This window comes from Streptosporangium sp. NPDC020072, assembly GCF_040631445.1.
Lineage (GTDB): Bacteria > Actinomycetota > Actinomycetes > Streptosporangiales > Streptosporangiaceae > Streptosporangium.
In genome coordinates this window covers 279,216-305,801 of the sequence record NZ_JBEYAB010000003.1, presented here as the reverse complement: position 1 = coordinate 305,801, position 26,586 = coordinate 279,216, and the positions used below count along the sequence as shown (strand labels likewise).

Below are 26,586 nucleotides of genomic sequence, written 5' to 3'. Positions count from 1 at the left end.
GGGCGGGCACCGACCCGCTCGCCGCCGATCCGGTGGTCGTTGCGGACGGGGATACCGGCGACAGTGGCCATCCGCTTCTCCTAACCGTTTGACTCCAAACAAACTAGGACCTGCCAATGGTGACGGTCAAGGCCGCCGACAGTTCGTTTGGAGTCAAACGAACTGCTCGAACAATGTCGCGATTTTTCGTGGTATGTCGGTGAACTCGCAGGTCGACGGGAGGGGTGGGGGAGAGTTCCGCCGTTCGCCCTGGTTTCACCGACGACATGCGGGCCGGATTTTCGATCCGTGGGAATGGGCTCTTGCGTCAACTTCATTTGAGCACATACGATCCCGGCCACGTGGTTCGTACGGGTACGAACGAAACATGTCTCCGTGCCGCCCCATGCTTCTGTTCTGTCCCAATGGAGGGTCGCCATGGCCGTCAACGAATCGGCAGCCACCCCGGCCACGCTGTCACGCCGACGGATCGGCGTGCCGGACATCGTGTTCTTCGTGGTCGCCGCGTCCTCCCCGCTGACCGTCGCGGCGGGTGGAACCCCACAGAACTTCGCGACCACCGGTGTGCTCGGCGTGCCGTTGATGTTCCTCATCCTGGCCGCCGTGCTCGCCCTCTTCTCGGCGGGATACGCCGCGATGAGCCGTCACATCTCCAACGCGGGCGCCTTCTACGCCTACATCACCCACGGTCTCGGCCGTGTCCCCGGTGTCGGCGCCGCCTTCGTGGCGCTGGTGGCCTACAACGCCATGCAGGTCGGGCTGTACGGCCTGCTCGGCTTCAGCACCTCGGGATTCCTCTCCGGCACCCTGGGTGTCGAGGTGCCCTGGTGGATCGTCTCGCTCGTCTTCCTGGCGGTCATCGCCCTCCTCGGCTACCGCAGGATCGACCTCAACGCCAGGGTGCTCGCCGTCCTGCTGGTGTGCGAGGGCCTGCTCGTCCTGGTCTTCGACATCTCCCAGATCTCCACCGCCCCGCAGGGGCTGTCGCTGGAGCCGTTCGGCTGGGGCGCGCTGACCACGGGAGCGGTCGGCGCCGCGTTCCTGTGGACGATGGCGGCCTTCATGGGTTTCGAGTCCGGGGCGATCTACAGCGAGGAGTGCCGGGACCCGCGCAGGACCGTCAGCCGGGCCACCTACATCGCCGTCGCCGTGATCGGTGTCTTCTACGCCTTCACCGCCTGGGCGACCGCGATGGGAGCCGGGCCGGGCGACGTCATCGCCGCCTCCCGCGAACACGGCCCCGAACTGGTCTTCGTGCTCGGTGAACGGGCGCTCGGCCCGGCCTTCTCGACCCTCGGCCAGGTCTTCCTGATCACGGCGGTGTTCGCCGCCACGCTCTCCTTCCACAACGCGGTCGCGCGGTACTTCTTCGCGCTCGGCCGTGAGGGCGTGCTGCCGCAGAAGCTGGGACTGTCGCATCCCAGGCACGGTTCGCCGTACATGGGGTCGGTCAGCCAGACCGTCTTCGCGGCGGTCGTCGTGATCGCCTTCGGCCTGTTCGGCGGGGACCCGATGGGCACGCTGTTCAACTGGTTCACCAACCTCGGCGCGCTGGGTGTGATCCTGCTGCTGGTCGCCACCTCGGTCGCGGTCGTCGGCTTCTTCCGCAGGGAACGACGGGGGGAGAGCGCCTGGAACGTGGCGATCGCCCCGGTGCTGGCCGGGCTGGCGCTGTTCGCCGTCCTGTACGTCGCGTTCACCAACTTCTCCGCCCTGCTCGGCACCCCGCCGGACTCGGCGCTCAACTGGGCGCTGCCCGCCGTCGTGGTGCTGGTCGGCGTCGTCGGCCTGGTCTACGGCGCCTACCTGAGGTCCGCCGATCCGCAGGCCTATGCGCGGATCGGGCAGGGGGCGCCCGTGCGGGACTGACGGCCGTGTGCGGCGGCGCCGATCGGGGGATCGGGGCTCCGGCAAGGGTGACCTATACTTGTTCGGACCCGTACGATCCATCCTGAGCTGCGAAAAGTCCGCTCAGAGGTGGTTTTTTCCTGGCCTTTGCGTCCTGTTCGGGACTGACGTCGAACATATGGTTCGAGGCCAAATGAGGCGAGTCGAGGGAGACACCATGAGCATGGATTCCGTGGAAGGCGCCGCCGGCCATCCGGGGGAGCGGGACGCCGCCGTCCTCAACAGCTTCCCGACCGGCGCCGAGCTCGACAGCTATCTGCTCGGCGCGGGTCCCTACTACCTGCTCGAAACCGACCCCGTCCAGGAGTGACGGGACGTCATCCGAACACCATCCGGAGGAGATCCATGCGCCTCGACGAGGTCGACCTGGCGGACAACGACAAGTTCCTGGACGGCGACACCCCCTGGCGCATGTTCGACGTGCTCAGGGCCGAGGCGCCGGTGCACTGGCAGGACGAGGGCGAGTACGGCAGCGGCTTCTGGTCGGTGACCCGGCACGCCGACATCGTGGCCGTCGACCGTGACGCCGAGACCTTCACCTCGACGAAGTTCACCAACCTCGAAGAGGTGGACGAGCGCCAGGCGACCATCCGGCGCTCCCTGCTGGAGACCGACGGCCCCCGGCACGGCGTGCTCCGCCGGATCCTGCAGCGCCAGTTCACGCCCCGCGCGATCGCCGGATACGAGGTGTTCCTGCGCGGCCTGACCGCCAGGACCCTGGACGCCGCCCTGGCCAAGGGCACCTTCGACTTCGTGAAGGAGGTCTCGGCGGACTTCCCGATCAACGTGCTCGCCAAGATGCTCGACGTCCCCGAGGACGACACCCAGCAGCTCATCGACTGGGGCAACCGCATCATCGGCAACACCGATCCCGACTACGCCGACGTGCTGCTGCACAGCCAGGAGAGCGAGAAGTACCGCGACCTGCCCTTCCGCAGCCCCGCCTCCCTTGAGGTCTTCGAGTACGGCCGGGAGCTGGCCCGCAAGCGCCGGGGCGGTGACGGCACCGACCTGGTCAGCAAGCTCGTCAACGAGCCGACCGCGGACGGGGTCCCGCTGTCGGAGGGCGACTTCGACAACTACTTCCTGCTGCTGGTGGTCGCGGGCAACGAGACCACCAGGCACGCGATCACGCACTCCATGCGCGCGCTGATCGACAACCCGGGCGAGGCCGAGCGGCTCCGCCGGGACCCGTCGCTGATGCCGGGCGCCGTCGAGGAGTTCCTGCGCTGGGCATCCCCGGTCTACCACTTCCGCCGTACGGCCACGCGCGAGGTGGAGATGCACGGCAGGCGGATTCGCGAGGGGGACAAGGTCGTCATGTGGTTCGCCTCGGGCAACCGGGACGAGCGGGTCTTCGACGACCCCTACCGGTTCGACGTCACCCGCGCCGACAACGACCACATCACCTTCGGCAAGGGCAGCCCGCACTTCTGCCTGGGCAACGCGCTCGCCAGGCTGGAGATGCGGGTCATGTTCGAGGAACTGCTGCCCCGGATCTCCGACATCAGGCCGGCCGGCGAGTCGCGCCGCGTCCGCTCGAACTTCGTCAACGGCATCAAGACCCTGCCGGTCACGGTCACCCTGGCCTGACGACCACTCCGTGAGGCCCGGATCCACCGGGCCTCACGGAGTGGGTCCCGCAGCGGACCTTCAGCGGACAGGGTCGAAGTCCCGCAGGGCGGCGGGCTGCCTGCCCGTGACGATCTGCTCGGCGAGCAGGCGCCCGGTGACCGGGCCGTGGGTGAGCCCCCACATGCCGTGCCCGCCCGCGACGAACCTGCCGGGCGCGTTCGTCGCCCCGACGAGGGGACGGCCGTCGGGGGTGACGGGACGCGGCCCGACCCACGCGTCGGTGAGCCCGTCCCACGAGACGCCGGCCAGCAGCGGCTTGGCCGAGGCGATGATCGCGTCGATGCGTGCCCGGTCGAGCGGGGCGTCCGCGTCACGGAACTCCATCGTCCCCGCGACCCGCAGCTTGTCCTGGTACGGCGTGCACGCCACCCGGACGGCGGGCAGGTAGACCGGCCCGGGGACGGGCTTGTCGGTGGGGACGGTGAAGGAGTAGCCGCGTCCCGCGCGCACCGGGACCCGGACCCCCCAGGCGGCGCCGAGATCGTTCAGCCAGGCGCCGGTCGCCAGGACAACGGCGTCCGCGACGACCGTCTCCCCGGCCCCCGACCGTACGGCCAGGCCGCCCGCCTCCTCGTGCACCCCGGTCACCCGGAAGCCGGAGCGGATGACGGCGCCCTTGGCGACGACCGACTCGGCCAGCGAGTGGGTGAACCGTCCCGGGTCGACGTAACGCTGGTCGTCGAGCCGGATGCCCGCCCGCACCTTGGAGGACAGCTGCGGCATCTGCTCGCGCAGGGCGTCGCCGTCGAGCGCGGTGTAGTCGATCTTCAGGCCGGAGCCGTCGATACGCCTGAGCTCGTGCAGCAGGCCGGTGGCCTGCCGTACGTTCTCGAAGGCCGCGGTGATGGGGGCCTTGATGGTCGGGGCCTCGACACCGTTGGAGGTCAGGGTGTCGAACGTCGCGAGGCACTCCTCGTTGAAGGCGAGGTTGGCGCGCACGGCGCGGTTCCACGACCTCCAGGTGCAGTTCGCCGCGAACCGGGTGAGGAAGGTCCACAGCCTGACGTCGGGGGTGGCGGGCACGTGCAGCGGCGCGCCGGGGTCGAGCAGGGAGCGCAGGCCGTACTTCAGGACGCCGGGCTCGTTCAACGGGATCGCCAGACCGGGGGAGAGCCAGCCCGCGTTGCCCCACGAGGCGCCCGCCGCGACGCCGTCGCGGTCGACCACGGTGACCTCGACCCCGTGCTCCCGCAGGAACCACGCGGTGGACAGGCCCACCACACCGGCACCGATCACCACGACCGAGCGCGGCCCACCGTCGACACCCATGACCACTTCTTTCGCTTCTTGAGGGGTTCCTACCATTCGAGCATCGTCGGAACAGAGGGGAAATGAACTGTATGCCGCGGACAAGTGGATCGGGGAGGTTTGACGGACAACGACAAAGACCGAAGATCAGGGACGGCCGACGGCCAGGGCGATGATCATCGCCAGCCGCTTCTCCGGCACGTCGAGCCGCAGATCGGTGATCTCGGCCATCCTCCTGAGCCGGTATCTCACGGTGTTCGGGTGCACGCCGAGACGTTCGGCGGCGGTGGCCAGGTCCCCCTGCGCCTCAAGCCAGGCGCGCAGTGTCGCGATGTGGCGGGTGCCGTGCTCGGCGTCGTGCCTGGTCAGGTCGGCGACGGGGCCCCGGGAGGGGACGCGCCCCGCAGAGGCCGCGGCCCGTAGCCGCTGCAGCAGAATCTCATCCCACGACTCGTCGTAGACGACCGCGACGCCGCCGCCGGGCCGGGCCGCCCGCAGGGCGAGGCTCTCGTCGGCCTCCTGCCTGCAGGAGGGCAGCTGCGCCGGGTCCGCGGCGCCGCCGACGCCCGCGAGCACGGTGACCTGCCGGGGCAGCACCCGCACCATCGCGGCCAGCCAGTCCAGGGCGGGGGTCACGTCGTTGCCGCAGGGCAGCAGCGTGTACAGGGTGTTGCCGAACAGCGTGCTGCGCCCGGGCCGTGACCAGCCGAAACCGGTGGTGGCCCGCTCGAACGCCAGCAGCACCGCGGCGTGCCGCTCCTCGGCGATGTGCGCCTGGAGCGCGATCACCCGGAACCGTCCCCTCGGCAGGCCGAGCCTGGTGATCACCGCGTGGGCGTCGGCCGTACCCTCCAGCAGGCGGATGACCAGGTCGGACTCCACCTGGCGCTCCAGGTCGGCGCTGACCCGGGAGCGCAGCAGGTGCAGCGCCACCGCCCGGGCCCCGTCACCGAGGACCGTCCTGTGCCGTTCCGGCAGGGGCCGTTCGCACTCGACCCAGATCGACCCCAGCAGCTCACGCCCCGCCCGCACGGCGACCACCATGCGGCCCCTGAGGCCGTGCTCGGGGGAGGGGCCGACGAACAGGGGCTCGTCGGAGGTCGCCAGGTGCGCGAAGACCCCCTTGCCCTCGAACAGCCGTCGTACGGCATCCGGCACCCGCCTGCCCAGGATGGTCTCAAGCCGGGCCGGGTCCGCGGTCTGCTGCGAGCCCGAGTAGGCCAGGACGCGGGACATCTGGTCCTCGATCGTCACCGCGGAGCCGACCTCGGAGGCGAGGGTGTCGGCGAAGGCGAACAGGTCGGTTGGTCCCCGCCCGGCGTCGGTCTCGCGCCCTTCGAGCACCAGGCCGTAGACCACCCCGGACAGCTGGCTCCAGGAGACCTCGGGCTCGACCAGCAGCACGGCGATGCCGGCGCCCACGGCCTCGGCGAGCACGGCCTCGTCGAGCGGCGGGCTCACCCGCACCAGCATCGCGACGGCGCGCGCCGCCCGCGCCAGGCGGACCGCCTCGGCCGCCGAGTCCACGCCGACGGCCAGGAACACCTCACCCGTCGCGGGACGGGCGTCGGTCGGGTCGTGCACGACCACACTGCGCAGTTCGACGTCCCGGGAGGCCGGGGCGCAGCACAGCCGGGCGCCGTACCCGCCGAGCACGTTGACCAGCCGGTCCAGCCTCAGCATCCGGTGCGTCCGGGAATGCGGCCTCTGGTGCGTTCCACACCCCGATTCTCCCCCGTCCCCGCCGTTCCCCGGTCGTGTCCGGGGAACGGGTCCGCAGGCCTCCCGAAGGCCTACGGTGAGGACATGCGCCTGACCGCCTTCACCGACATATCACTTCGTATCGTGATGCGGTTGGCCGTGGCACGGGAAGAGGACCTGCTCACCACCCGTACGGTCGCGCTGGGGCTGGCGGTGCCGTACTCGCACGCGGCGAAGGCGGTGGCGCGCCTGGTCGAGCTCGGCCTGGTCGAGACCAGGCGGGGACGCGGAGGCGGGCTCCGGCTCACCGGCGCGGGCCGGGACGCCTCGATCGGCGGCATCGCCCGCGCGCTGGAGAGCGGGGGAGACCTGGCCGGATGCGAGGACGACCCGCCGTGCCCGCTGCGGGCGGCGTGCAGGCTCCGTACGGCGCTGGCCGAGGCCAGGGAGGCGTTCTTCGCCTCGCTCGACCGGATCACCGTCGAGTCCCTGGTGGCCTCCCCGACCGGCCCCGCGCTCGTCCTGCTCGGACGGGGTCCGGGGCAGGAAGGGCGGGAGGGGGACCTTCGTCCCTAGAGGAGATGGCTTTCGGCCCCAGTGGCCGGTGGAGATCACGGGCTTTAATTTGCATGTCAGATGAATATTTAACTTCCTCCCGTTCTCTCCCATCCCCTCCCCTGGAGGCCACGTGCTTTCCCCGGAGTCCGCCGAGACCGTCCGCGCCACGCTTCCCGTCATCGGAGCCTCGCTCGACGCGATCACCACGCGGTTCTACGCCACGATGTTCGCCGACCGTCCCGAGTTGCTCGACGGTCTTTTCAACCGCGGCAACCAGGCCAGCGGTGAGCAGCGAAGGGCACTGGCCGGGTCCATCGCCTCCTTCGCGACCGCGCTGCTCGACCACCCCGACGAGCGCCCCGACCGGCTGCTCGCCAGGATCGCGCACAAGCACGCCGCGGTCGGGGTGACCCAGGACCAGTACGTCATCGTGCACAAATACCTCTTCGGGGCGATCGCCGACGTGCTCGGCGACGCGGTGACCCCCGAGGTCGCGCAGGCGTGGGACGAGGTCTACTGGTTGATGGCGGGCGCGTTGATCGCCATGGAGGCACGCCTGTACGCCGAGGCCGGAGCCGGCGAGGGGGAGAGGACCTGGCGGCGCTGGAGCGTCGTCGAACGCCACGAGGAGACACCCGACGTGGCCTCCTTCCTGCTGAGGCCGCTCGACGGGGAACCGGTGCCGCCCGCGCGGCCGGGACAGTACGTCAGCGTCCGGGTGCTGATGCCGGACGGCGTCCGTCAGCTCCGTCAGTACACCCTGTCCGGTGGGCGGGACGGCCTGCGGCGGATCACGGTCAAGCGGGTGCGCGGTGACGGCTCGCCCGCGGGCGAGGTGTCCGGTCTGCTGCACGAGACGGTGCGAGCCGGTGACGAGCTGACGCTGTCCGCGCCGTTCGGGGAGGTCACGCTTGAGGACGGCGACCGCCCGCTCGTGCTCGCCTCGGCGGGCATCGGGTGCACCCCGATCGCCGCGATGCTGGGGCACCTGGCCGAGACCGGTTCCGAGCGTCAGGTCATGCTGCTGCACGCCGACCGCTCCCCGGCCAACCACGCGCTGCGCGAGGAGACGGCCGAGCACCTCGGGTCGCTGTCCCGCGCCGAGAGCCTCCTGTGGTACGAGGACGGGGCACCGGAGGGGGCCAGGACCGGGCTGATGGACCTGGCCGGAGTCGAGGTGCCCGAGGGCGCGGTCGCCTACCTGTGCGGGCCGCTGCCCTTCATGCGCCGGGCGCGTACCCAGCTCATCCACGCCGGGGTGGCGGCGCGTGACGTCCACTACGAGGTCTTCGGTCCCGACCTCTGGCTGGCGGACGAGGACGCCTAGGACGACAGAACGGCCACCCGGTGGCCGTCCGGCGGGTGCCGGGCGGCCGTGGGTGGCCGTCCCTTTCTCTATGTGGTGTCCCGGCTGGCGGGATCGTGATGGTCCAGGGGGTGCGTCAGCCGTACGGACAGCGGGTCAGCGCTTCTCGGTCCTGAGAGAGACGATGGTCCCCGGCGGGAGGTAGGCCGTCGAGGTGGCGCCCGCGGAGACCCACGGCCCCACGCTGTAGACGTAACCGACGGAGGGGTTGGCGTGCAGGACGGTGACGCCGACCCGGTGCTGACCGGTGCCCGAGGCGCAGTAGCTGGAGGCGTAGGACCCCGAGGTGGAGACGTTGCAGCTCTCGGGGGCCGCGCTGGCGCCGGAGGCTCCGCCGATCAGGAGCGCGCCGGTGAGCAGGGTCGCCGCGGACAGGGACAGTGCCCGGATACGGGGTTTCAAGAGCGTTTCCTCCGAGGGGTGGAGAGGTGGGGGGTGATTCGCGGGTACGGCGGAGCCGCCCGCGCGGCGGCCGGAGCGTGTGCTCCGGTGTCCGCTCTCCTGGGGTGGCACACACCAGGGAACGGAGGCTGGAGGGTCAGCGCGCGGGCGCGCCGACGGAGACGGCCGTGCTGGAGTTCGTGATGGAGGAGATCCGCCCGGCGGGCTTCAGGGGAGCGATCGCCCATGTTCTGGCTTTCACGTCTTCTTCCTCCGCGGGGGGACTTGGAGTGTCGGAAGCGCCGATCGGGCCTTTCCTTTAGGAAAGTTTCCTAAATAGGAAGATACTTGCCTGGGAAGATGAGTCAAGGGCCGACGGCACAGTAGTTTCGGCCGACCGTGAACCCTCTCCCGGAACCGGCTATCGGACGTGTTCCCTCGGCCGCTGCCCGGAGAGCGTGGGAAGCGGTGCGGCGGAGTCCAGCGGGACCTGCTGCCCGCGTACCAGGTCGAGCTGGACCGTCTGGCGCGGCAGCAGCGCGTCCAGCAGCCAGTCGCCCGCGATGCGCGTCCTGCCCCCGGGGATCGCCAGCAGGTGATACCCCCTGGCGACCACCTTTGCGGGCAGCCCGGAAAGGGGCACCCCCAGTGGGTCGGCGGCGGCCTTGACCCCGCCGAGATCGACGACGAACCCGAGGTCGTCGTGCCGGTACGGCTCCCGCTCCGCCCTGCCGTAGGAGGCGGCCAGGTTGAGCGCGGCCCGCGCGCCCTGCCGTACGGCGTGCTGGGCGGTCATCGCGGTGTACTCGCCCGGCCTGGTCAGATCGGGTACGGCCGCCGCGTCCCCGCAGGCGAGGATCTCGGGATGGCCGGGGACGCCGAGATACTCGTCGACCAGCAGCCTGCCCCGCTCCGTCGGCAGCCCGAGCGACTCGACCAGCGGGTCCGGCCGGACGCCGACGCACCAGATCAGCGAGCGGGTCGGCACGAACTCCCCGTCGGAGAGCCTGACCCCGTCCGAGGTCGCCTCGGCCACGCTGGTGCCGGTGCGGATCTCGACGCCGCGTTCGGCCAGGGTGCGGTGGGCGACCCGGGAGAGCCGCTCGTCCAGGTCGGGCAGGATGCGCGGGGCGAGGTCGGCCAGGATCCAGCGGACCGGCTGTTCGCGCAGGCCGGGGCGGCGCCGCCAGGTGTCCAGGGCCAGCAGCTGCCCCTGGGCGGTGACCTCGGTCCCGGTGTATCCGGCGCCGACGACGACGAACGTGCACCGCGCCCGGCGCTCCTCCCGGTCGTCGGAGGCGTCGGCGAGCTCGATCTGCCGGATGAGATGGTCACGCAGGTAGAGGGCCTCGGCGAGGCTGCGGAAACCGTGGGCGTGCTCGGCCACCCCGGGAACGGGCAGCAGCTTGTTGACGCTGCCGACCGAGAGCACCAGGCGGTCGTAGCCGATCTCACGGCTTCGCCCCTCGGGGTCGACGCACCGCACCCGCCTGCCCGCCACGTCGATCGCCTCGACCGAGGCGAGCAGGTGCCGTACCCCGGGGCAGACGCTCGTCAGGGGAATCGCGATCTTGCGTGGGTCGAGGATCCCGGCCGCGACCTCCGGCAGCAGCGGGAGATAGAGGAAGTAGTCGGTCGGGTTGATCAGGACGATCTCGATCGCGCCGCGCGCCATCCGGGAGAGGGTCCGGGCCGCGCTGAAGCCCGCGAAGCCCCCTCCCACCACGACGATCCGTTGCCGCTTGCCCATGTCCGGCCTCCTCCGGTGGTGAATCCCGCCCTATCGGCCCTGCCCGCCACACGCGGCGTCAAGCGTCGGAGGTGCGTAACGCCCGTGTGAAAAACGGTGAACGTCGTCCGGCAAGGCTCACCTCGGATCGGGCTTTACCCGTGAACGACATGCCATCCCTTGTTCATGAAACTTATGCCTGATAGAACGGACGGGCCGTGGCCAGGAAGGCCCGGCGACGGAAAGGACGGCCGATGGGCGACCTCGTCATCGTCAACTGCACCGTGGTCGACAGCAGGGCGGACGGCACGACCGCCGAGGGCGCGCGAGTGCTCACCGACGCGGCCGTGCTGGTCAGGGGAGAGCGCATCGTGCTCACCGGCCCCCGGGAGGAGGTCCTGCCCCACGCCGAGGGGGCGAGGGTGATCGACCTGGACGGCGCCCACCTCACGCCGGGCCTGGTCAACATGCACACCCACTTCTCGCTGTCGCTGCCCGGCGGCGCCGGGGAGGGCGTCAAGAACCTCAACCCCCACGAACTGGCCCTGCACATGGCCGACGGGGCCCGGCGCACCCTGCGCTGCGGCGTCACCACCGTGCGGTGCGTGGCGGAGAAGGACCACGCCGACTTCGCCCTGCGCCGCGCCATCGAGGCGGGCACCGCGACGGGACCGCGCATCTTCACCGCGGGGCAGGCGCTGGTCTGCACCGGCGGACACGGCCACGAGGGCTCGGACACCCTGGAGTGCGACGGCGCCGACGGGTTCAGACGTGGCGTCCGCACGCAGCTCAGGGCGGGCGCCGACCTGATCAAGGTGATGATCTCCGGCGGGATCGCCGGGGAGCACGAGCGCATCGACACCCCGCAGCTGTTCTCCGACGAGATGGCCGCGGTGCTCGCCACCGCCCACGCCTGGGGGCGCAAGGTCACCGCGCACGCCGGCCCCGCCCCGGTGATCGCCGAGGCCGTGGAACTCGGCCTCGACTGCGTCGAACACGGCTACCAGCTCACTCCGGAGGTCGCGGCGGCGATGGCGGCGCGCGGCACCGCCCTGGTGCCGACCCTCATCGTCACCAGGTGCAAGGAGTTCTTCGACGAACTCGGCGTGCCCGAGTGGATGCAGTGCCGCTCCCTGGGGGCCGGCCCGCGCCACCTGGAGAGCTACGCCATGGCCCTGGAGGCGGGCGTCGAGATGCTGCTGGGCAGCGACATGCCGCCCTTCTGGGACTTCGAGGGCACCAACGCGACGGTGCGGGAGCTTGAGCACATGTCGGAGGGCGGCCTCGGCCCGGCCCGCGCGCTGTACGCGGCCACGCTGGGCCCCGCCCGCTGGCTCGGCGCCGCGCAGGACATCGGCACCGTCGAGGAGGGCCGCTACGCCGACCTCGTCGCCATGGACGCCGACCCGCTGGACTCGGCGTCGGCCTTCCGCACGATCCGCTGGGTGATGAAGGGAGGCCGGGTCGTCCGCGACGACCGGGCCGGAGAGGCGAACCATGTCTGAGAGCGTGTCCGGGACCGCGAGCGCCGACGTCGAGGCGATCTCGACGGGCATCGACGACATGTACGAGGCGTTCCTGCGGGGCGACCGGGCGCGCTTCGACGCCTACCTGCACGCCGAGGTCACCGTCTGGGAGACCCATCTGCCGGGGCCGCTGCGCACCCGCGCCGAGCTGGATGCATATCGTGAAGAAAGGGACCAATCGGGCGCCCGGCCCGTCCTCGACGGGCTGCGCGCGCAGGACAGACGGATCGACGTGTGGGGGGACACCGGCGTCGCCCGCTACGTGCTCGTCGCCGAACCGCCGGGCGCCCCCGCCGAGTACAGCAGGGTGACCGACGTGCTGCGCCGTACCGGTGACACGTGGCTCATCGTCCACCACCACGCCGAACTGCTCGGACCCTGAGGCCCTGAAAGGAGACGTCACCGTGGAGAACCCCGTGGAGAACACGGAAGACGGCGACATGGAGCTCTACGACCTGCGGGTCGTGGTCGACCGCATCGAGGGCAGGTCCGTCTGCGGGATGGAGGTCGGCGACTGTTTCACCCTGGAGAACAGCGCGCACCTGCGGCTGCCCGACGGAGGGCACTTCTGCGTGTACGCGCTCGCCTCGGTGCTGCCCTTCCTCGCGGCCAAGCAGCGTGACCTCGCCTCGGGGGACTGGCTGGCCCAGGACTCCCTGTTCGCCTGCCCCGACCCCGAGGAACGGCTGGTGATGCGGGTCGAGCGCACCGGCCGCCGCAGGATGAACTCCGCCGACCTGACCTGAAGGAGCCCCCATGACCGTCGCCGAGATCGGCCTCGGCCTGCAGAGCGACAAGAGGGCGGGCGACTACGCCAGGCTCGCCCGCCGCGCGGAGGAGCACGGCTTCGACGTGCTGAGCGTGTTCGGCGACCTGATGTACCAGCCCCCGATCTTCCCGCTGCTTGAGATGGCCGCCGCCACCCGCCGGGTACGGCTCGGCCCGGCCTGCCTCAACCCCTACTCGGCGGCGCCGTACGAGATCGCGGGGCAGGTGGCGGCGCTCGACCTGGCCTCGCACGGCCGGGCCTACCTGGGACTGGCCAGGGGCACCTGGCTCGGTGCCGTCGGCATCGCCCAGCCCAGACCGCTGACCGCGCTCGACGAGGCGGTGAAGGTGGTCCACCTGCTGCTCGCGGGCGACCGGGAGGGGTTCGAGGGGGAGATGTTCCGCCTGGCCCCGGGCACCGCGCTGCGCTACGCCGTGCACAGGCCGCGCCCGCCCCTGCTGCTGGGCGCGTGGGGGCCGAAGGGGGCCGCCCTGGCCGGGCGGATCGCCGACGAGCTGAAGGTCGGCGGCAGTGCCAACCCGGCGATGGTCCCGGTGATGCGCGAACGGGTCGCGCGCGGCGCGGCGGAGGCGGGGCGCGATCCCGCCGACGTCGGGCTGGTGTTCGGCGCGGTGACCGTCGTCGACCGGGACGGGGCGGCGGCCAGGGCCAGGGCCCGCACCGAGGTCGCCATGTACCTCGCGGTCGTCGCGGACCTCGACCCGACCGCGAACGTCCCCGCCGACCTGCTGGCCCGGGTCAAGGAGCTGGTCGACGCCGGACGGCACGAGGAGGCCGGGCGGCTGATCCCCGGTGACCTGCTCGACCTGTTCGCCTTCTCCGGCGATCCCGAGCACGTCGCCGCGCAGGCGCAGGCGCTCATCGACGCCGGGGTGCGGCGCGTGGAGTTCGGCACCCCGCACGGCCTCACCGACGACGGCGGCGTAGATCTGCTCGGCGGCGCGGTGCTTGCGCTGCTCGACCGTTCCCCGCGTGTCGTGGCCGGTTGAGCACGAGGGGGTCACGTTCCGTCATGTCGAAACCCGATCCGCCGATAACCTTCGGTGCATAAGGCGAAAGGCGCTAATCACCTCACAGTCCTGATTTCAGGAACGTTCAGCAAGCGTGAACATATAGCTGAACGAAGGAGGCCACATGACGACGAGGCGCACCAGAGGCCCGGGGGCAGGCCGGGTCGGGGTGATGGACAAACGCGGGCGCGCCGACCGGGCGGCGGCCAACGCGGGCGCGCCCACACTGGAGTTCACGGCACGGACCCCCTACGACGAGTACGTCGGCACCGAGGTCCTGCACGGCCTGCAGCGGACGGTCACCGACGTGCCCGAGGAACTGGCGTTCCTGGTGACCACCCAGGTCATGGAGCTCTACTTCGGCCTGCTGCGCGCGGAGTGGACCCTGGCCAGGGGGCTGCTCGACGAGGACGACGTGACCGGGGCCACCACGGTGATCGTCAGGAGCGTGCGCCACTTCGAGGCGCTCAACGCGGCCTGGACGGCACTCGGCTGGATGACCCCCGCCCAGTTCAACTCCTTCCGCGACGAGCTCGGCGAGGCCTCGGGATTCCAGTCGGCGATGTACCGGCACCTGGAGTTCCTGCTGGGCAACAAGTCGGAGTCGCTGATCCGCCCGCACCGCCGGGACCCGAAGGTCCACCAGGAGCTGCTCGACGCCCTGCGGGCCCCGAGCCTCTACGACAGCACGCTGGCCCTGCTGGCCAGGAGGGGCTTCGACATCCCCGTGCGGCACGACCTCACCGCGGAGTACGTCCCCAGCCCGCTGGTCGAGGCGGCCTGGGTCAGGGTCTACGCCGAGCGGGGGCCGGGCGATGAGCTGTGGGCCCTGGGCGAGGCGCTCACCGACCTGTCCGAGCGCTTCTCCGACTGGCGTTACCGTCACCTCATGGCGGTGCGCAGGTCCATGGGGGCCAAGCCGGGCTCGGGCGGTTCGAGCGGGCTGAGCTGGCTTGAGCGCAGCCTGCGCCGGGAGGTCTTCCCCGAGCTGTGGTCGGCCAGGACGGCGATGTAGCGGTTCAGAAGAGCCGGGGGGTGACCACCGAGACCACGGTGGTGACCCGGTCGGTGTCGTTGTACATGCTGTGCGGGACCGCGGACCTCAGGTGCACGCTGTCACCCGGGTACAGGCGGTGCTCGACGCCGTCTACCTCGTAGATCAGCTCGCCCTCCAGCACGAAGGCGAACTCCTCACCCGGGTGGCCGTAGGCGTCCTCGCGCCGCCCGCCGGGGGCGATGCGCACCAGCAGCGGTTCGAGGACGAGGTTCCGGCCACGGGCGGAGAGCATGCGGTAGGTCTGCTGTCCCGAGATGTACTCGGTGGCCCCGGCCTGCGCCCGGGTCAGGGTGAAGTGGCCGGGCGGCTGCGGGGCCTGCGGCTCCTCCTGCCGGGGCTCCTCGCCGAAGAAGTCCCCGACGCTGCGGCCGAGCGCCGCCGCGACGCCGTTCAGGGCGGTCAGGCCGATGGCGGAGATGCCCCGTTCGACCTGGGACAGGAACCCGATCGAGAGACCGGAGGCGGCGGCGAGCCCGCGCAGCGTCAGGCCGCGCTCCTTGCGGAAGCGCCGCATCCTGGCGCCGACGTCGCCGTGGACCCCCGCTCTCGCGTCGCCCTGGTGCTCCGGCACGGCCACCGGCTCTCCTCCTCCGCCTTGTTCGCTCCCGCCAAACATAGTTCACGGAGCACGGCGGTACGGCCCGCGGGCTCAGACTCGCAGCATCGCCGCCATCGGCGGTTCCTTGCCGGTGAGGTACCAGTCGCCGATCCAGACCTCCTTGGCGTCGGTCGGGTCGTGGGTGGCGAAGGTGCGGGCGTTACGCCAGAAACGGTCGAAGCGGTACTTGTTGGCCGTGCTGCGCGCGCCCGTGAGATCGAAGATCTCCTGGGTCACGCTCAGCGCCGCCCGGATGCAGGCGACCTTGACGCCGAACGCCTCCACGAACAGCTCCGTCGGATCCTCGTCGAGGTCGCACCGCTCGATCCTGCGGGCGGTGTCCAGGAGGAAGGCACGGGCGGCGCGCAGGTCGACCGCGCAACCGCCGATACGGCGGCGGACGAGGACGTCCTCCGTCGCGCTCTCGAACTCGGGGAAGCTCGGACGGTCCAGCTTGCGCACGTAGTCGAGGGCGGCGTCGAACGCGCCGAGACCGGGCCCGAGCATGATCGCCGCGTGCATCAGGAAGACGTAGGACAGGAAGGACGGGGAGGCGCCGTTGCCGTTGAAGTGGTAGCCGTCGGGGACGAACACCTCGTCGTAGACGATGGTCTGGCTGTGGGTGCCCCGCTGGCCCATGGTGTCCCAGTCGTGCTTCATGGTCACGCCCGGCTGGTCGAGGGGGAGCAGCGCGTTGTAGCGGCCCCTCCTTCCCTCAAGGGTGAGGCCGACGGAGGCCCACCCGCCCCCGCCGCTGTTGGTGTTGAACGCCTTCGTGCCGTTGACGACGAGACCGCCCTCGACGCGCCTGGCCGTCACGGGTCCCGGCGCCCCCGCCTCGGAGTTCGAGGCGCAGAGCCTGACGCCCTCGTCGCGGATCAGGCGGGCCATCTCCACCTTCGTCGACTCGGGCAGCGTGTTGCCCTCCCGGAAGATCTCGAAGGTCACGAGCGCCTGGACCACGAAGTTCATCCCGGCCGAGGAGTCGCCCGCCATGATGTCCAGGGCGATCCTGAAGAAGTCCTCGGTGTACAGCTCGGGCCTGGCGTCGTTGATCCCGCCGAACCTGTGGGGCAGGCAGAAGGCGAACAGGCCCTCCTCCCAGATCCGCCGCATTGCGAACGTGGTGTCGACGTTGGCCGCGTCCACCTCGGCGGCGCTCTCCGGCAGTTCCTTGCGCAGGAGCGCGGCTCTGCGGGTGAGGTCGGTTATCCGTTGTCTGACGGTGTCCTCACCATTCATAGCGGAAGTCGCCCCGTTTTCCTGAAAAGTCATGACCTCTCCCGTCTTGCGGTCGTGTACCCGACGAGCAGCTGGAACCCGGGCCTTCGACCTGCGCGCACCGCCGCGCCGGGACGTCCGTCAACCGGCCGGGCCGCGCCGCCCGGTGGGGTCCGGACCGGACGTCGAGGCGACCGTCCGCCGGACCTGCCGCGCGAGAGCCGTACCCGCGCTTCGAATTAAGTAAAATCCGTATTCGGATTCTAAGTCAAGGCTTGACCGAAGTGCCCGGCTGTCGGTTGCGCGGTATTGACGGAGCGAGGAGAGCGCCGGATACTCGAAAAAGAATACTGATTCGGATTGACCGATGTCGTCGGTCCGGGTCCCCGCCCGCACGACCGGCCGAACCCCCTCCCCACAGAGGAGACAGTGGAATGCAGCCCTTCGTCGTCGGACTCGGGGGCACGACACGCGCCTCCTCAAGCAGCGAGAACGCCCTGCGCCTCGCCCTCGACGCCGCGGCCTCCGCCGGGGCCAGGACCGAGCTGTTCGGCGCCGACTACCTGTCCGGCCTGCCGATGTACGACCCGGCGCGCCCACCGGGAGGCCCGGGGAGGCGCCTGGTCGAGGCGCTGCGCTCGGCGGACGGTGTGATCGTCTGCTCTCCCGGCTACCACGGGTCGGTCTCCGGTCTGGTCAAGAACGCCCTCGACTACGCCGAGGACCTCAGGGACGACGCCCGTCCCTACCTGACGGGCCGCGCGGTCGGCTGCGTCACCACCGCGTACGGCTGGCAGGCGGCCGTCACGACGCTGCAGGCACTGCGCACCATCGTGCACGCGCTGCGGGGCTGGCCCACCCCCCTCGGCGCGGCCCTCAACGTCGCCGAGGGTCGTGACGGGCGCGGCTGGAGGCCCGACGAGCGGGTGCTCACCCAGCTGCGCACCGTGGGACTCGAAGTCTGCGGGCGCGGCGTCGTCCCCCCGCCGCGGGGGGTACGCGGAGCACATCAGAACGGATCTTCGGATACTGCTACGGTGGGAACGCGCTGACAACCGGACCGAGGGGCGACGGCACCGCTGACGGCGACACCGTCGGCAGCACCGACGGCAACACTGTCGGCAGCACCGACGGGGCCCCTCGCGCGTCCACGCTGGGCGGAGGGAATGGCATGTCGGGAGGCCCGGCGACCGCCCCCGGGAAGGGCGGCCCCGAGGACCACGCGGGGGGCAGCTGGCTGCCCGGCCTGCACGAGGGTCTGCTTGAGGAGCCCCAGCAGCGCCGCAGCCGCCGCTCCGCCCTGCAGATCCTCGACGCCGCCAGAACGGTGCTGGCACGCGACGGCGTCGACGGCTTCACGATGGCCGCGGTCTCCGAGGCCTCGGGCATCTCCATCGGCGGGATCTACGGCCGCTTCGACGGCAAGCAGGGCCTGATGCGGGCGGTCGGGGACATGATCCTCACCCGCCTTGAGGACGACCTCACCGAACGGCTGGAGCGGGCCGAGACGACCCTGGCGGACGTGGTGCTCGCGTTCGTCACCTGCCTGTCCGAGGACGTCGCCTCCCAGGCCGTGCACCCCCTCGCCGAGCACTCGACGGACGACGAGCCGCTCAGGGCGCGCAAACTCCGCGCCCGTGAGCGCATGTTCGCCTCCTTCAGGCTGGCGGTGCTGCGCCACGAGGACGAGATCAGGCACGACGACCCGGAGGCGGCCCTGCTGACGGTCTTCCACATGTGCCTGAGCAGCTTCCTGACCGCCTACGACCTCGGCGGCGGGCCGGGGCTGCCGAAGTCGGCGGCGCACCTGCGCGACGAACTGGCCCGAGCCGGTCTCGCCCACCTCACCTCCCCGGCTCCCCGGTCGTAGACCACGTCATCGGGCCCGCGACCGGAGCGCCGGCGAGCCGGGCCGTGTCACCGCCGAGGGCCGGATCGGGGAGCGTCCGGCTGAGGGCGCCGAACCCCACGGGCCCGGCGGCGCGGTCCGGGTCGCGACGGGGTCCCAAGCCCTGGCACGGAACCGGGCACCCGGCCGTGAGCGGCGTGACCACAGGCATCACCACAGGTGCTGACCTGCGGTGATGCCGCCTGTTGCCCCTCGCGCCGGGCGGGGTATCGCTCATGACATGAGCTCATCACCCAAGGATCCCCTGCCGGATCTCGACCCCTTCGACATCTTCGACACCGAGGCGGCCCGCCTCGACCGGTACTTCTCCGGGCTCGACGAGGAGGGCTGGAACCGCCCCTCCCGCGCGGCGGGCTGGTCGGTGCGCGATGTTCTCGGGCACCTGGCGGGGGAGGAGCTGTACAACCACGCCTGCCTCGACGACGACCTCGACGGATTCTCGGCGATGCTCAGGCGCGAGGGGGTCGAGGGCGGGTTCAACGCCTTCAACGACTGGTGCGTGCGCCGCCGCAGGGACCTGCCCGTCGAGGAGGTGCTCCAGGAGTGGCGCGAGGCCAACGGCGAGACCCGCGCGCGCATGCGGGCACTCGGCCGGGAGGCGTCGCTGCCGACCCTGGCCGGGCCGTACCCCGTCGGGCTGCAGACCTTCCACTACGACTCCGAGTACGCCACCCACGCCGACGACGTCGGGGCGCCCGTCTCGGAGGAGGAGGCCGACGACCGGGCCTGGTGGCGGGCCAGGGTCGCGGTCTTCGTGCTCGCCGAGCAGGGCTCGCAGGCCCAGGTCGAGCCGACCGCGGAACGGATCTGGGTGTACGCCTACGACACGGCCACCCAGCTGCCCGTACCGATCTTCGTCGAGGCGACCGTCGGCAGGCTCCCCGACGACTACCCGATCGACCGCAAGGTCAGAGCCGCCCTGCGCTGCCTGGCCTGACCCCGCGACCCCTCGCAGGCCGTACGGCTCGCCCGTCCTCAGGACGCCAGGAGGTGCGCGTTCGGCCTGCGCGCGGCCTCGGCCAGCCCCGGGATCTCCAGCACCGTGACGCCCGCCGCGGTGAGTTCCTCGGCGCCGCGGCAGTCGACGAACAGCAGGGGCTCCCGCCAGGCCAGCACGACCCGCCGCACCCCGCTGCCGATGATCAGCGTGCTGCAGGGCACCGGGCGGGAGTGGCGCACGCTGCACGGCTCCAGGCTGCTGTAGACGGTCGCGCCGGGCAGCCGGGGGTCACCGGGGGAGACCCTGGAGAGCGCGACCTCCTCGGCGTGCAGGTGGGGGCCGGTCTCCCGGGAGTGCCCCCTGGCGATCTCCACGCCGTCCGCGCCGACCACCACGGCGCCGACCGAGAAGGCGGTCGAGGAGGGCGGGCAGAGCCCGGCCAGGTCACACGCGAGCCGCAGCCACTCGTGGTCGTCCAACTCTCCCCCTCCGGTGGAACCCGTCCCCGCAACGCTACCGGCCCTGTCCGTGGTGCTCAGGTTCCCGGGTGGTCCTCCTGGCTCCTGAGGTAGGCCAGCACCGCGAGGACCCTGCGGTTGGTCCCCTCGTCCGGCGGGAGTGAGAGTTTGGCGAGGATGTTGCCGACGTGTTTGCCCACGCCCGTCTCCGAGATGGACATCATCCTGGCGATCGCGGTGTTCGAGTGGCCCTCCGCGACGAGCGCCAGGACCTCGCGCTCACGCTCGGACAGTGCCGAGAGCGGGTCGTGGTGGCGGCGCAACAACCTGCGCACGACGTACGGATCGACCACGGTGCCGCCGTCGGCCACCTGGCGCAGTACGGCGGCGAACTCCTCGACGTCGACGATCCGGTCCTTCAGCAGGTAGCCGATCCCCCTGCCCTCTCCGGAGTCGATGAGCTCGTAGGCGTAGCTCTGCTCGACGTACTGGCTGAGCGCGACCACCGCCAGCCCGGGGCGGGCGCGGCGCAGCTCGACGGCGGCGCGCAGCCCCTCGTCGGTGAAGCCGGGAGGCATCCGGATGTCGGTCACCACCAGGTCGGGGGAGTGCTCGGCGACGGCGGCCACGAGCGCCTCGGCGTCGCCGACCCCGGCGACGACCTCGAAGCCGAACCTGGCGAGCAGCCCGGCGAGCCCCTCCCGCAGGAGCACGGCGTCCTCGGCGACGACTACTCGGACGGGTCGTTCTGACCGCAAGGGATCTCCACACGTAGCAGGGTCGGTCCGCCGGGCGGGCTGGACATCAGCATTCTGCCGCCGGCGACGGAGACCCGGTCCGCCAGGCCGGTCAGACCGGTTCCCTCCTGCGGGTCCGCCCCGCCCCGGCCGTCGTCGGAGATCTCGACCACGAGGAGGCCGCCCGGCGCGCTCGCGGTGAGGGCGGCGCGCGTGGCGCCGCTGTGCCTGGCGATGTTGGTCAGCGCCTCCGCCGCCACGAAGTAGGCCGTCCCCTCGACGTGGGCGGGCAGCCGTTCCGGCAGGTCGGCGCGGACGGTCACCGGCACCGGGCAGCGGTCGGCGAGTTCGTCGAAGGCGGCGGCGAGCCCCTGGTCGGACAGTACCCGGGGGTGGATGCCATGGATGAGCTCCCGCAGCTCGGCCATGAACTGTTTCGCCTGGCCGTGGGCCTGCGCCATGGCCTCGGCGGCGGGGGAGCCGGGCGGGACGTCGAGCCTGGCCATGCCGATCTGCAGGGTGAGGCCGACGAGCCGTTGCTGGGCGCCGTCGTGCAGGTCACGCTCGATGCGCCGCCGTTCGGCCTCGAAGGCGTCGACCAGCCGTGCGCGGGAGCGCGAGACCTGCACCAGCTGGGCGCGCAGCCGTTCGCCGGGGCCGCCCTGGAGCAGCGCCCGCGCGAGCGCCGCCTGCGCGCCCGCGAGCACCGCGATCGGGTAGGGCAGCAGCGGCAGCAGCACCAGGCCGGCCAACGCGTACGGCAGCGCCTCCCCGAGGCCGCCGACCTCGGTGAAGCCCAGGGAGACCGGGTCCATCTCCCCGGCCACCAGGAAGGGGGCGGTCAGGAACGAGACCGTCAGCAGCGCCAGCAGCAGCACGACGGCGTAGACCACGGGCCCGGCCGTGGCGAGCAGGAGGGCGTAACCCAGCTCGCGCCAGGTCGCCGCCTCGGTGTAGCGGGTCCGCAGCCACGGCCACGCCCCCGGCGCGGGCGGCGCGCGGTGCCCGGAGACCAGTGGCGGGGAGCCGACCATGCGTGTGCGCAGCCGTTCGACCCTGGCCAGGGCGGTCGCCACGACCGGCCAGAGGGCCACGAGCCCGGCGCCGAGCAGGATGAGCGCGACGGCGGAGCCGGGGGACAGCGGCCGCCCGCGCGCCTGCCGCAGCAGCACCAGGCCCCACGGCCACGCGAGCGCCCCCAGCGCCAGCACGGCCCCCGCCGTCAGCGGGATCCCGGTCAGCAGGTAGCCCGCGGAGCGCCACGGCCAGCCCGTGGCCAGGAAACGGCGGTCGGTGACCGCCTCAAGCGGGGTTCTCGGTTCTCGGGACGGCACGCGCCCCACGCTAGCCCGCCCGCTCGTCCCGTCCCATCCGTCTGGCGGTAGTTCCCGGGTACGGCCGGCCACCCCCGGATCGGGTGTTCCGGCGTAGTGACCGTGGCTCGGGGCGGGTGATGTGCTGACGCGGCGTCCGGGACGGTCCCGGACGTGAACGGAAACGAGAGAAAGGCGGAACGGCGGTGGCGTGGAAGGACAGGGGCGTGCTCGCCTACCTGCTCATCACCTTCGGGGTCTCCTGGGCGGGGATGTTCGCCGTACGGCTGCTGCTGGGGATGTCCCTGGCAGACCCGCTGGCGCAGTTGTCGATGGCCTTCGTCCCGGCGATCGCGGCGTTCGTCGTACGCCGCTGGGTGACAGGGGAGGGGTTCGGCGACGCGGGCCTGGCGCTCCGGCTGCGAAGCGCCTGGCCCTACTACCTGGCCGCCTGGTTCGGCCCGCCCGCGCTGGTGGTCATGTCCGCCGGGATCGCCGCGGCCACGGGACTGGCCGACCCGAGCCTGGCGTCGTTCGACGACGTGCTTCCCGGCCTGCCGGGGTGGGCCTTCCTGCTGCTGCTGGTCGGCCTGATCCCCCTGCTGTCCCCTCTCTACTGGGGGGAGGAGTTCGGCTGGACCGGCTACCTGCGGCTGCGCCTTTTTCCCGGCCGCCCGGTGCTGGCCTCCGTCGTGACCGGCCTCATCTGGGGCGCCTGGCACTACCCCCTGGCCTTCCTCGGGTACGTCGAGTACGCCGACGTCGTGGCTGGGCTGCTGATCTGGACCGTCTCCTTCCAGTTCCAGGAGATCCTTCTCGGCTGGCTCCGCCAGCGCAGCGGCAGCATCTGGCCGTCGAGCCTGGCGCACGCGGGCAACAACATGGTCCTGTTCCTGCTGGTCGGCATGTTGCTGGGGAAGGAGGGCGCGCGGTTCGGCGGTTCGGCGACCGACCTGATCGTGATGGGCCCGCTCGTCCTGGCCTCGATCCTGGTCGTCGTCGGCGGGCGGGGGAGGCGTTCCCCGAGGAGCGCCGTCACCGGGAACGGCAGGGCCGCAGGAGCCGTCGGGGCCGGCTGACCGGACGGCGGTTCACGGCGGCCCCAGCCGGTGTCTCACGCCCCGGAAGTGTTCTTTGCCATGCGCCCGTTACTGTGGATTGAGAGCTGGTCACAGAGGGATGTCATGACTGGTCACAGGGGGGCGCCATGAAACGCATCATCGCCGTCACGGCTCTTGTCATGGTCACCACGGTCGGGCTCGTCGTCACCGGGACCGGCACCGGGACCGCGGCGCGGGCGCTGCCGAAGGACAACGGCAGGACACCGGTGAGCCGGTCACAGTACGAGACGCTCCTCAACCAGTGCTCCTACGCCGCGACGGCGCGGCGCAGGGCCGAGTGCCGGGACACGGTCAGGCAGGACTACCGGGCGGGCGGCGAGGAGAATCCGGACCTGGACTGCCGTGAGTACTCCGGGGTCTCCGTGTGCGGCAGGTTGCGGCTGAGCCCCGCCGAGCGGGCGTGCGTGCGGGACTCGGTCGCCAAGGGGTTGACCTACCGCCGCGCCGAGGTCGAGTGCTACGCGTTCACCTGACGGGCGGCCGGGCCCCGGTCAGGGCTTCCACTCCTCCTTCCAGCCGGGACGCAGGCGGTAGCCGTACGCCGTCTCGGTGAGCGCCTCGGTGAGCACCTCGTCGCGGATGGCGGCGACGGCCAGGGCGTGCGCCTCACCCGCGGTGAGGCTCTCGCCCTCGCGGATGCGGCCTTCGAGCCCGTCGAGGACGGCCCGGTTCCTGGTGAACATCTCGACGATCCTGATCTTCGCCTCGCTGTTCGAGCGGATGTGGTCGATGAACCCTCGGCCGCTTCCCGGGCCGAGGGTCCTCTCCCCGAGGGTGGCGACGAGGTCGGTCTCCGCGGCGAGGGCTTCGGCTCCGGCGACCTCGCGCCTGATGGTGTGGAACAGCCAGCCCGCGATCTCGGCGGTCACGTCATCTCCTTGGACATGCGCTGCCCCGGCGGCAGTCGCGATTATTTACGATCATTAATCGCAATTCCGGTCCTGTCGACAGGGGGCGGGTCGCCCACCGTCACGGCAGGACGGGCCCGGCGGGACGGGCCGATGGCCGGTCTTCGCCACCCGCCCGTCCGGACTCGCTCACGAGGCGGTAGCGTAACGACCAGATGTAGTGATTTTTCGGTGATTCGCCTGATGGTTGGGCATTTTGGGCTCGGGGGGAACTCCTCTGTCGTCCCACGCGTCATTCCGGTGTGAATCCCCCGACACCGAGAGGCATCGCCTGTGCGTAGCTCGTTCTTCGGAAACCTCGACCAGGGGCAGGTTCCCGGTCACTTCGCCCTGCAGAACGCCAAGATGCTGCGGGTGCACCTGAACGGGGAGGTTCTGGCCCGGCAGGGGTCGATGGTCGCCTTCCAGGGGCAGATGGACTTCGACTACGAGGGCGGCGGCGTGGGCCGCCTGCTGAAGAAGATGGTCACCGGGGAGGGCGCGCCCCTGATGCGCGTGCGGGGCCAGGGCCTGCTCTTCCTGGCCGACAACGCCGACGACGTCCACCTGTTCTACCTGGAGAACGAGGCGATCACCGTCAACGGCAGGAACCTGCTGGCCTTCGATCCGCAGCTCACCTGGGACATCCAGCGGGTGCAGGGCGCGGGCATCGCCACCGGCGGTCTGTTCAACACCACCGTACAGGGCACCGGGTGGGTGGCCGTGACCGCGCACGGGGCTCCGGTCCTGCTCGACGCCTCCCGTATGCCCACCTACGCCGACAGCCAGTCCGCGGTGTGCTGGAGCACGGGTCTGCGCGTCGGCGTCAACCGCACCTTCAAGGCCTCGGCGCTCATCGGGCGCGGCAGCGGCGAGGCGGTCCAGCTCGCCTTCCAGGGGCAGGGGTTCGTCCTGGTCCAGGCGAGCGAGGGCCCGATCGTCCCGCAGAACGGCGGCTGACACCCCGGCGGGCGATCCCGGCCGGGGTCACCGGGGCGGCGCGGGACGGGCGGCGCGCCGGAAGAAGGCCGCGATCGCGTAGGGGTCGACCGGGTCGGTGAGCAGGGCGAGCATCTCCTCCCGGCGTGCCGGGTCCACCTTGAAGGGATGGCCGAACACGTGCGGCCCGGTCCCGTCGTCCAGCAGCCTGGTCAGCATCAGGTCGCCCGGACGCGCCTGGGAGGGCAGCAGCTCGTCGGCCAGCGTGACCGGCCGCCCGGCCTCGTCCGCCGCGTCGCGCAGGGTGATCCGGTCGTCGTGGACGCCCAGCACCTCCCACAGGCGCAGCGGCGTCCCGCGCCACGAATCGAGCAGCCGGACCTCGTCCTCGCGCAGCCACTCGCCCCGCGCGTCGAGGAACTCGCCGACGACGTCGTTCTCGAACAGCGCCAGGTCGGCCAGGGCGGGCTCGGCGACCCGGACGCTCAACCCGACCAGGTCGTCGATCAGGCGGCGCCTGGCCGGGCGGTCTCCGTAGGCCAGCAGGCCGCGGAACAGGTGCGCGGCCCGCGCGGGAAGCGGATCGCCCGGGTCGGTACGGCACGCGGCGTACTCGGCCGCGTCCCGCTCGGCGGGAGCCAGCCCCGGCGACAGCGCCAGCACCTCGGCGATGATCCCGGACGCCTCGAACGAGCGGCCCTCACCCTCGGCCGACCTGGCGGCCAGCAGCAGCGCCGCGGGGTCGGTGCGCGGCAGGGCCTCGACGAGCCGCGCCGGCAGCGGCTCCCGTTCGACCTCGTCGGCGATCCTGGTGAGCACCGCCGCCGAGCGGCCCAGGTAGGTCAGCGCCCGCGACAGGTCGGCGCCCTCCCCGTAGGTGCGCAGCGCGCTGCGCACCAGGGCCAGCCTGACGACGTCGAGCGGGGCGAGGTCGGCGACGGAGTCAGGCTCCCACGGCGCGCCCACGATGCCGACCCGGCCGCCCCGGACCTCCAGCGAGGCGCCGTTCAGCAGCGGGGCGAGCGGCGGCAGCGGATCGGCGAACGTCTCGGGGTCCTTGGCCAGCAGACCGAGGACCGCGACGTCGATCGAGACCCCGGGGCTCGGCTCAAGTCCCTCGGCGAAGGCGCGCAGCGCCTCGAAGGCCCGCTGGGCGAACTCCTCGGTGACCCGGACCGCCCGCTCGGCGGAGAACCCGGCCAGCGTCGTGGTGGACAGCTCGAACCCGCCCCCGCGCAGGCGCAGCGCGACCACCTCCTCCGGCCGCACCGCCGAGAGCCAGCCCTCAGGCCCGGTGAGGTACGGCTCGCCGGCCTCGACCACGGTGCGCACCGTGCCGCCCCCCGCGAGCGGCAGCCCGTCGCCGTCGGCGAGACGGGCCCACAGCCGCAGGTCGTCCACGGCCCGCAGCGTGCCGTCCGTCAGCTCGGCCCTGGTGGCCAGGTGCGTCAGCACCGCGCCCTCGCTCAGCGTAAGAAGCTCACTCACCCGTCCATTGTTCTCGACGTTCCCGCTCCGCCGCACCGGGCCCCGGCCGGGGCCGGAACGTCAGGA

The 26,586-nt window shown here is 71.7% G+C and carries 27 protein-coding genes; 16 read left to right on the top strand and 11 right to left on the bottom strand.

The features are described from left to right. Positions 1-417 precede the first annotated feature (417 nt). From ABZ470_RS07790 to ABZ470_RS07780, 3 genes are all read left to right on the top strand, one after another. Positions 418-1,869, top strand: a complete 1,452-nt coding sequence (locus ABZ470_RS07790; RefSeq protein WP_362910691.1) for an APC family permease — start codon at positions 418-420, stop codon at positions 1,867-1,869. A gap of 202 nt (positions 1,870-2,071) precedes the next feature. Continuing rightward, entirely contained in the window at positions 2,072-2,218 is a 147-nt protein-coding gene (locus ABZ470_RS07785) for a hypothetical protein (protein WP_352008702.1), read from the top strand. Positions 2,219-2,253: 35 nt separating this feature from the next. Further along, a complete protein-coding gene (locus ABZ470_RS07780; protein WP_362910689.1) occupies positions 2,254-3,501 on the top strand; it encodes a cytochrome P450 in 1,248 nt (415 codons plus the stop codon). Positions 3,502-3,561: 60 nt separating this feature from the next. On the opposite strand, the gene ABZ470_RS07775 is transcribed toward ABZ470_RS07780, so the two are convergent. Then, positions 3,562-4,812 (bottom strand): FAD-dependent oxidoreductase, encoded by a 1,251-nt coding sequence (locus ABZ470_RS07775; RefSeq protein ID WP_362910687.1) that lies wholly within the window; start codon positions 4,810-4,812, stop codon positions 3,562-3,564. 126 nt (positions 4,813-4,938) lie between these two features. Then, positions 4,939-6,474 (bottom strand): helix-turn-helix domain-containing protein, encoded by a 1,536-nt coding sequence (locus tag ABZ470_RS07770; protein WP_362910685.1) that lies wholly within the window; start codon positions 6,472-6,474, stop codon positions 4,939-4,941. A 123-nt stretch (positions 6,475-6,597) separates the two neighbouring features. Between ABZ470_RS07770 and ABZ470_RS07765 the strand changes: the two genes are divergently transcribed. Both ABZ470_RS07765 and ABZ470_RS07760 read left to right on the top strand, forming a co-directional pair. After that, positions 6,598-7,068 (top strand): Rrf2 family transcriptional regulator, encoded by a 471-nt coding sequence (locus ABZ470_RS07765; protein WP_352008706.1) that lies wholly within the window; start codon positions 6,598-6,600, stop codon positions 7,066-7,068. A gap of 112 nt (positions 7,069-7,180) precedes the next feature. Beyond that, positions 7,181-8,377: a globin domain-containing protein gene (locus ABZ470_RS07760; protein WP_362910682.1), complete on the top strand. Its 1,197-nt coding sequence runs from the start codon at positions 7,181-7,183 to the stop codon at positions 8,375-8,377. 135 nt (positions 8,378-8,512) lie between these two features. On the opposite strand, the gene ABZ470_RS07755 is transcribed toward ABZ470_RS07760, so the two are convergent. Together ABZ470_RS07755 and ABZ470_RS07750 are read right to left on the bottom strand one after the other, a co-directional pair. Continuing rightward, complete coding sequence (locus tag ABZ470_RS07755) at positions 8,513-8,818, bottom strand: hypothetical protein (protein WP_362910680.1); 306 nt, start codon at positions 8,816-8,818, stop codon at positions 8,513-8,515. 400 nt (positions 8,819-9,218) lie between these two features. Next, on the bottom strand, positions 9,219-10,547 hold the full coding sequence (locus ABZ470_RS07750) for an NAD(P)/FAD-dependent oxidoreductase (RefSeq protein WP_362910678.1): 1,329 nt from the start codon (positions 10,545-10,547) through the stop codon (positions 9,219-9,221). Between the two features lie 233 nt (positions 10,548-10,780). On the opposite strand from ABZ470_RS07750, the gene ABZ470_RS07745 reads away from it, so the two are divergent. The 5 genes from ABZ470_RS07745 to ABZ470_RS07725 all read left to right on the top strand — a co-directional run bounded on the left by ABZ470_RS07745 (position 10,781) and on the right by ABZ470_RS07725 (position 14,867). Then, on the top strand, positions 10,781-12,031 hold the full coding sequence (locus tag ABZ470_RS07745; RefSeq protein WP_362910676.1) for an amidohydrolase family protein: 1,251 nt from the start codon (positions 10,781-10,783) through the stop codon (positions 12,029-12,031). After that, positions 12,024-12,434 (top strand): DUF4440 domain-containing protein, encoded by a 411-nt coding sequence (locus tag ABZ470_RS07740; RefSeq protein WP_362910674.1) that lies wholly within the window; start codon positions 12,024-12,026, stop codon positions 12,432-12,434. Before ABZ470_RS07745 ends, ABZ470_RS07740 begins: the two co-directional genes overlap by 8 nt. A 22-nt stretch (positions 12,435-12,456) precedes the next feature. Further along, complete coding sequence (locus ABZ470_RS07735; RefSeq protein WP_362910672.1) at positions 12,457-12,798, top strand: TIGR04076 family protein; 342 nt, start codon at positions 12,457-12,459, stop codon at positions 12,796-12,798. Between the two features lie 10 nt (positions 12,799-12,808). Then, positions 12,809-13,831 carry an LLM class flavin-dependent oxidoreductase gene (locus tag ABZ470_RS07730; protein WP_362910670.1) on the top strand — a complete coding sequence of 341 codons (1,023 nt, stop codon included), beginning with the start codon at positions 12,809-12,811 and terminating at the stop codon, positions 13,829-13,831. A 145-nt stretch (positions 13,832-13,976) separates the two neighbouring features. After that, positions 13,977-14,867, top strand: coding sequence for a tryptophan 2,3-dioxygenase family protein (locus ABZ470_RS07725; protein WP_362775068.1), 891 nt, complete (start codon positions 13,977-13,979; stop codon positions 14,865-14,867). A gap of 4 nt (positions 14,868-14,871) precedes the next feature. Here the strand turns inward: ABZ470_RS07725 and ABZ470_RS07720 are convergent, their stop codons facing one another. Further along, on the bottom strand, positions 14,872-15,486 hold the full coding sequence (locus ABZ470_RS07720; protein ID WP_352008715.1) for a cupin domain-containing protein: 615 nt from the start codon (positions 15,484-15,486) through the stop codon (positions 14,872-14,874). A gap of 72 nt (positions 15,487-15,558) precedes the next feature. Then, complete coding sequence (locus ABZ470_RS07715) at positions 15,559-16,749, bottom strand: acyl-CoA dehydrogenase family protein (protein WP_352008716.1); 1,191 nt, start codon at positions 16,747-16,749, stop codon at positions 15,559-15,561. Positions 16,750-17,162: 413 nt separating this feature from the next. Between ABZ470_RS07715 and ABZ470_RS07710 the strand changes: the two genes are divergently transcribed. The 3 genes from ABZ470_RS07710 to ABZ470_RS07700 all read left to right on the top strand — a co-directional run bounded on the left by ABZ470_RS07710 (position 17,163) and on the right by ABZ470_RS07700 (position 19,574). Continuing rightward, the gene (locus tag ABZ470_RS07710; protein ID WP_352008717.1) at positions 17,163-17,780 is read left to right on the top strand and encodes an NADPH-dependent FMN reductase; all 618 of its coding nucleotides are present in this window, start codon (positions 17,163-17,165) and stop codon (positions 17,778-17,780) included. Positions 17,781-17,899: 119 nt separating this feature from the next. Continuing rightward, entirely contained in the window at positions 17,900-18,598 is a 699-nt protein-coding gene (locus ABZ470_RS07705) for a TetR/AcrR family transcriptional regulator (protein ID WP_362910667.1), read from the top strand. A 259-nt stretch (positions 18,599-18,857) separates the two neighbouring features. Continuing rightward, positions 18,858-19,574, top strand: coding sequence for a maleylpyruvate isomerase family mycothiol-dependent enzyme (locus ABZ470_RS07700; protein ID WP_362910665.1), 717 nt, complete (start codon positions 18,858-18,860; stop codon positions 19,572-19,574). 38 nt (positions 19,575-19,612) lie between these two features. Here ABZ470_RS07700 and ABZ470_RS07695 read toward each other — a convergent pair whose 3' ends face one another. Genes ABZ470_RS07695 through ABZ470_RS07685 form a run of 3 tightly spaced genes read right to left on the bottom strand, consistent with a single transcriptional unit; the run spans position 19,613 to position 22,106 of the window. After that, the gene (locus ABZ470_RS07695; protein ID WP_352008720.1) at positions 19,613-20,056 is read right to left on the bottom strand and encodes a dCMP deaminase; all 444 of its coding nucleotides are present in this window, start codon (positions 20,054-20,056) and stop codon (positions 19,613-19,615) included. Between the two features lie 56 nt (positions 20,057-20,112). After that, complete coding sequence (locus tag ABZ470_RS07690; RefSeq protein ID WP_352008721.1) at positions 20,113-20,793, bottom strand: response regulator transcription factor; 681 nt, start codon at positions 20,791-20,793, stop codon at positions 20,113-20,115. Continuing rightward, on the bottom strand, positions 20,766-22,106 hold the full coding sequence (locus tag ABZ470_RS07685) for a sensor domain-containing protein (RefSeq protein WP_352008722.1): 1,341 nt from the start codon (positions 22,104-22,106) through the stop codon (positions 20,766-20,768). The genes ABZ470_RS07690 and ABZ470_RS07685 overlap by 28 nt, the downstream gene beginning before the upstream one ends. 185 nt (positions 22,107-22,291) lie before the next feature. Between ABZ470_RS07685 and ABZ470_RS07680 the strand changes: the two genes are divergently transcribed. Further along, positions 22,292-23,164 carry a CPBP family intramembrane glutamic endopeptidase gene (locus ABZ470_RS07680; RefSeq protein WP_362910662.1) on the top strand — a complete coding sequence of 291 codons (873 nt, stop codon included), beginning with the start codon at positions 22,292-22,294 and terminating at the stop codon, positions 23,162-23,164. Positions 23,165-23,292: 128 nt separating this feature from the next. Continuing rightward, entirely contained in the window at positions 23,293-23,679 is a 387-nt protein-coding gene (locus tag ABZ470_RS07675) for a hypothetical protein (RefSeq protein ID WP_352008724.1), read from the top strand. Between the two features lie 18 nt (positions 23,680-23,697). On the opposite strand, the gene ABZ470_RS07670 is transcribed toward ABZ470_RS07675, so the two are convergent. After that, positions 23,698-24,075: a hypothetical protein gene (locus ABZ470_RS07670; protein WP_352008725.1), complete on the bottom strand. Its 378-nt coding sequence runs from the start codon at positions 24,073-24,075 to the stop codon at positions 23,698-23,700. A gap of 312 nt (positions 24,076-24,387) precedes the next feature. On the opposite strand from ABZ470_RS07670, the gene ABZ470_RS07665 reads away from it, so the two are divergent. Further along, positions 24,388-25,053 (top strand): AIM24 family protein, encoded by a 666-nt coding sequence (locus tag ABZ470_RS07665; RefSeq protein ID WP_352008726.1) that lies wholly within the window; start codon positions 24,388-24,390, stop codon positions 25,051-25,053. Between the two features lie 27 nt (positions 25,054-25,080). On the opposite strand, the gene ABZ470_RS07660 is transcribed toward ABZ470_RS07665, so the two are convergent. Next, on the bottom strand, positions 25,081-26,520 hold the full coding sequence (locus ABZ470_RS07660) for a hypothetical protein (protein ID WP_352008727.1): 1,440 nt from the start codon (positions 26,518-26,520) through the stop codon (positions 25,081-25,083). Positions 26,521-26,586: the final 66 nt, after the last annotated feature.

Bases quoted from the DNA above. Each gene is read 5' to 3' on its own strand.
- ABZ470_RS07790 (WP_362910691.1), top strand. From the start codon at position 418: ATGGCCGTCAACGAATCGGCAGCCACCCCGGCCACGCTGTCACGCCGA.
- ABZ470_RS07785 (WP_352008702.1), top strand. From the start codon at position 2,072: ATGGATTCCGTGGAAGGCGCCGCCGGCCATCCGGGGGAGCGGGACGCC.
- ABZ470_RS07780 (WP_362910689.1), top strand. From the start codon at position 2,254: ATGCGCCTCGACGAGGTCGACCTGGCGGACAACGACAAGTTCCTGGAC.
- ABZ470_RS07775 (WP_362910687.1), bottom strand. From the start codon at position 4,812: ATGGGTGTCGACGGTGGGCCGCGCTCGGTCGTGGTGATCGGTGCCGGT.
- ABZ470_RS07770 (WP_362910685.1), bottom strand. From the start codon at position 6,474: ATGCTGAGGCTGGACCGGCTGGTCAACGTGCTCGGCGGGTACGGCGCC.
- ABZ470_RS07765 (WP_352008706.1), top strand. From the start codon at position 6,598: ATGCGCCTGACCGCCTTCACCGACATATCACTTCGTATCGTGATGCGG.
- ABZ470_RS07750 (WP_362910678.1), bottom strand. From the start codon at position 10,547: ATGGGCAAGCGGCAACGGATCGTCGTGGTGGGAGGGGGCTTCGCGGGC.
- ABZ470_RS07745 (WP_362910676.1), top strand. From the start codon at position 10,781: ATGGGCGACCTCGTCATCGTCAACTGCACCGTGGTCGACAGCAGGGCG.
- ABZ470_RS07740 (WP_362910674.1), top strand. From the start codon at position 12,024: ATGTCTGAGAGCGTGTCCGGGACCGCGAGCGCCGACGTCGAGGCGATC.
- ABZ470_RS07730 (WP_362910670.1), top strand. From the start codon at position 12,809: ATGACCGTCGCCGAGATCGGCCTCGGCCTGCAGAGCGACAAGAGGGCG.
- ABZ470_RS07725 (WP_362775068.1), top strand. From the start codon at position 13,977: ATGACGACGAGGCGCACCAGAGGCCCGGGGGCAGGCCGGGTCGGGGTG.
- ABZ470_RS07715 (WP_352008716.1), bottom strand. From the start codon at position 16,749: ATGAATGGTGAGGACACCGTCAGACAACGGATAACCGACCTCACCCGC.
- ABZ470_RS07710 (WP_352008717.1), top strand. From the start codon at position 17,163: ATGCAGCCCTTCGTCGTCGGACTCGGGGGCACGACACGCGCCTCCTCA.
- ABZ470_RS07705 (WP_362910667.1), top strand. From the start codon at position 17,900: ATGTCGGGAGGCCCGGCGACCGCCCCCGGGAAGGGCGGCCCCGAGGAC.
- ABZ470_RS07700 (WP_362910665.1), top strand. From the start codon at position 18,858: ATGAGCTCATCACCCAAGGATCCCCTGCCGGATCTCGACCCCTTCGAC.
- ABZ470_RS07675 (WP_352008724.1), top strand. From the start codon at position 23,293: ATGAAACGCATCATCGCCGTCACGGCTCTTGTCATGGTCACCACGGTC.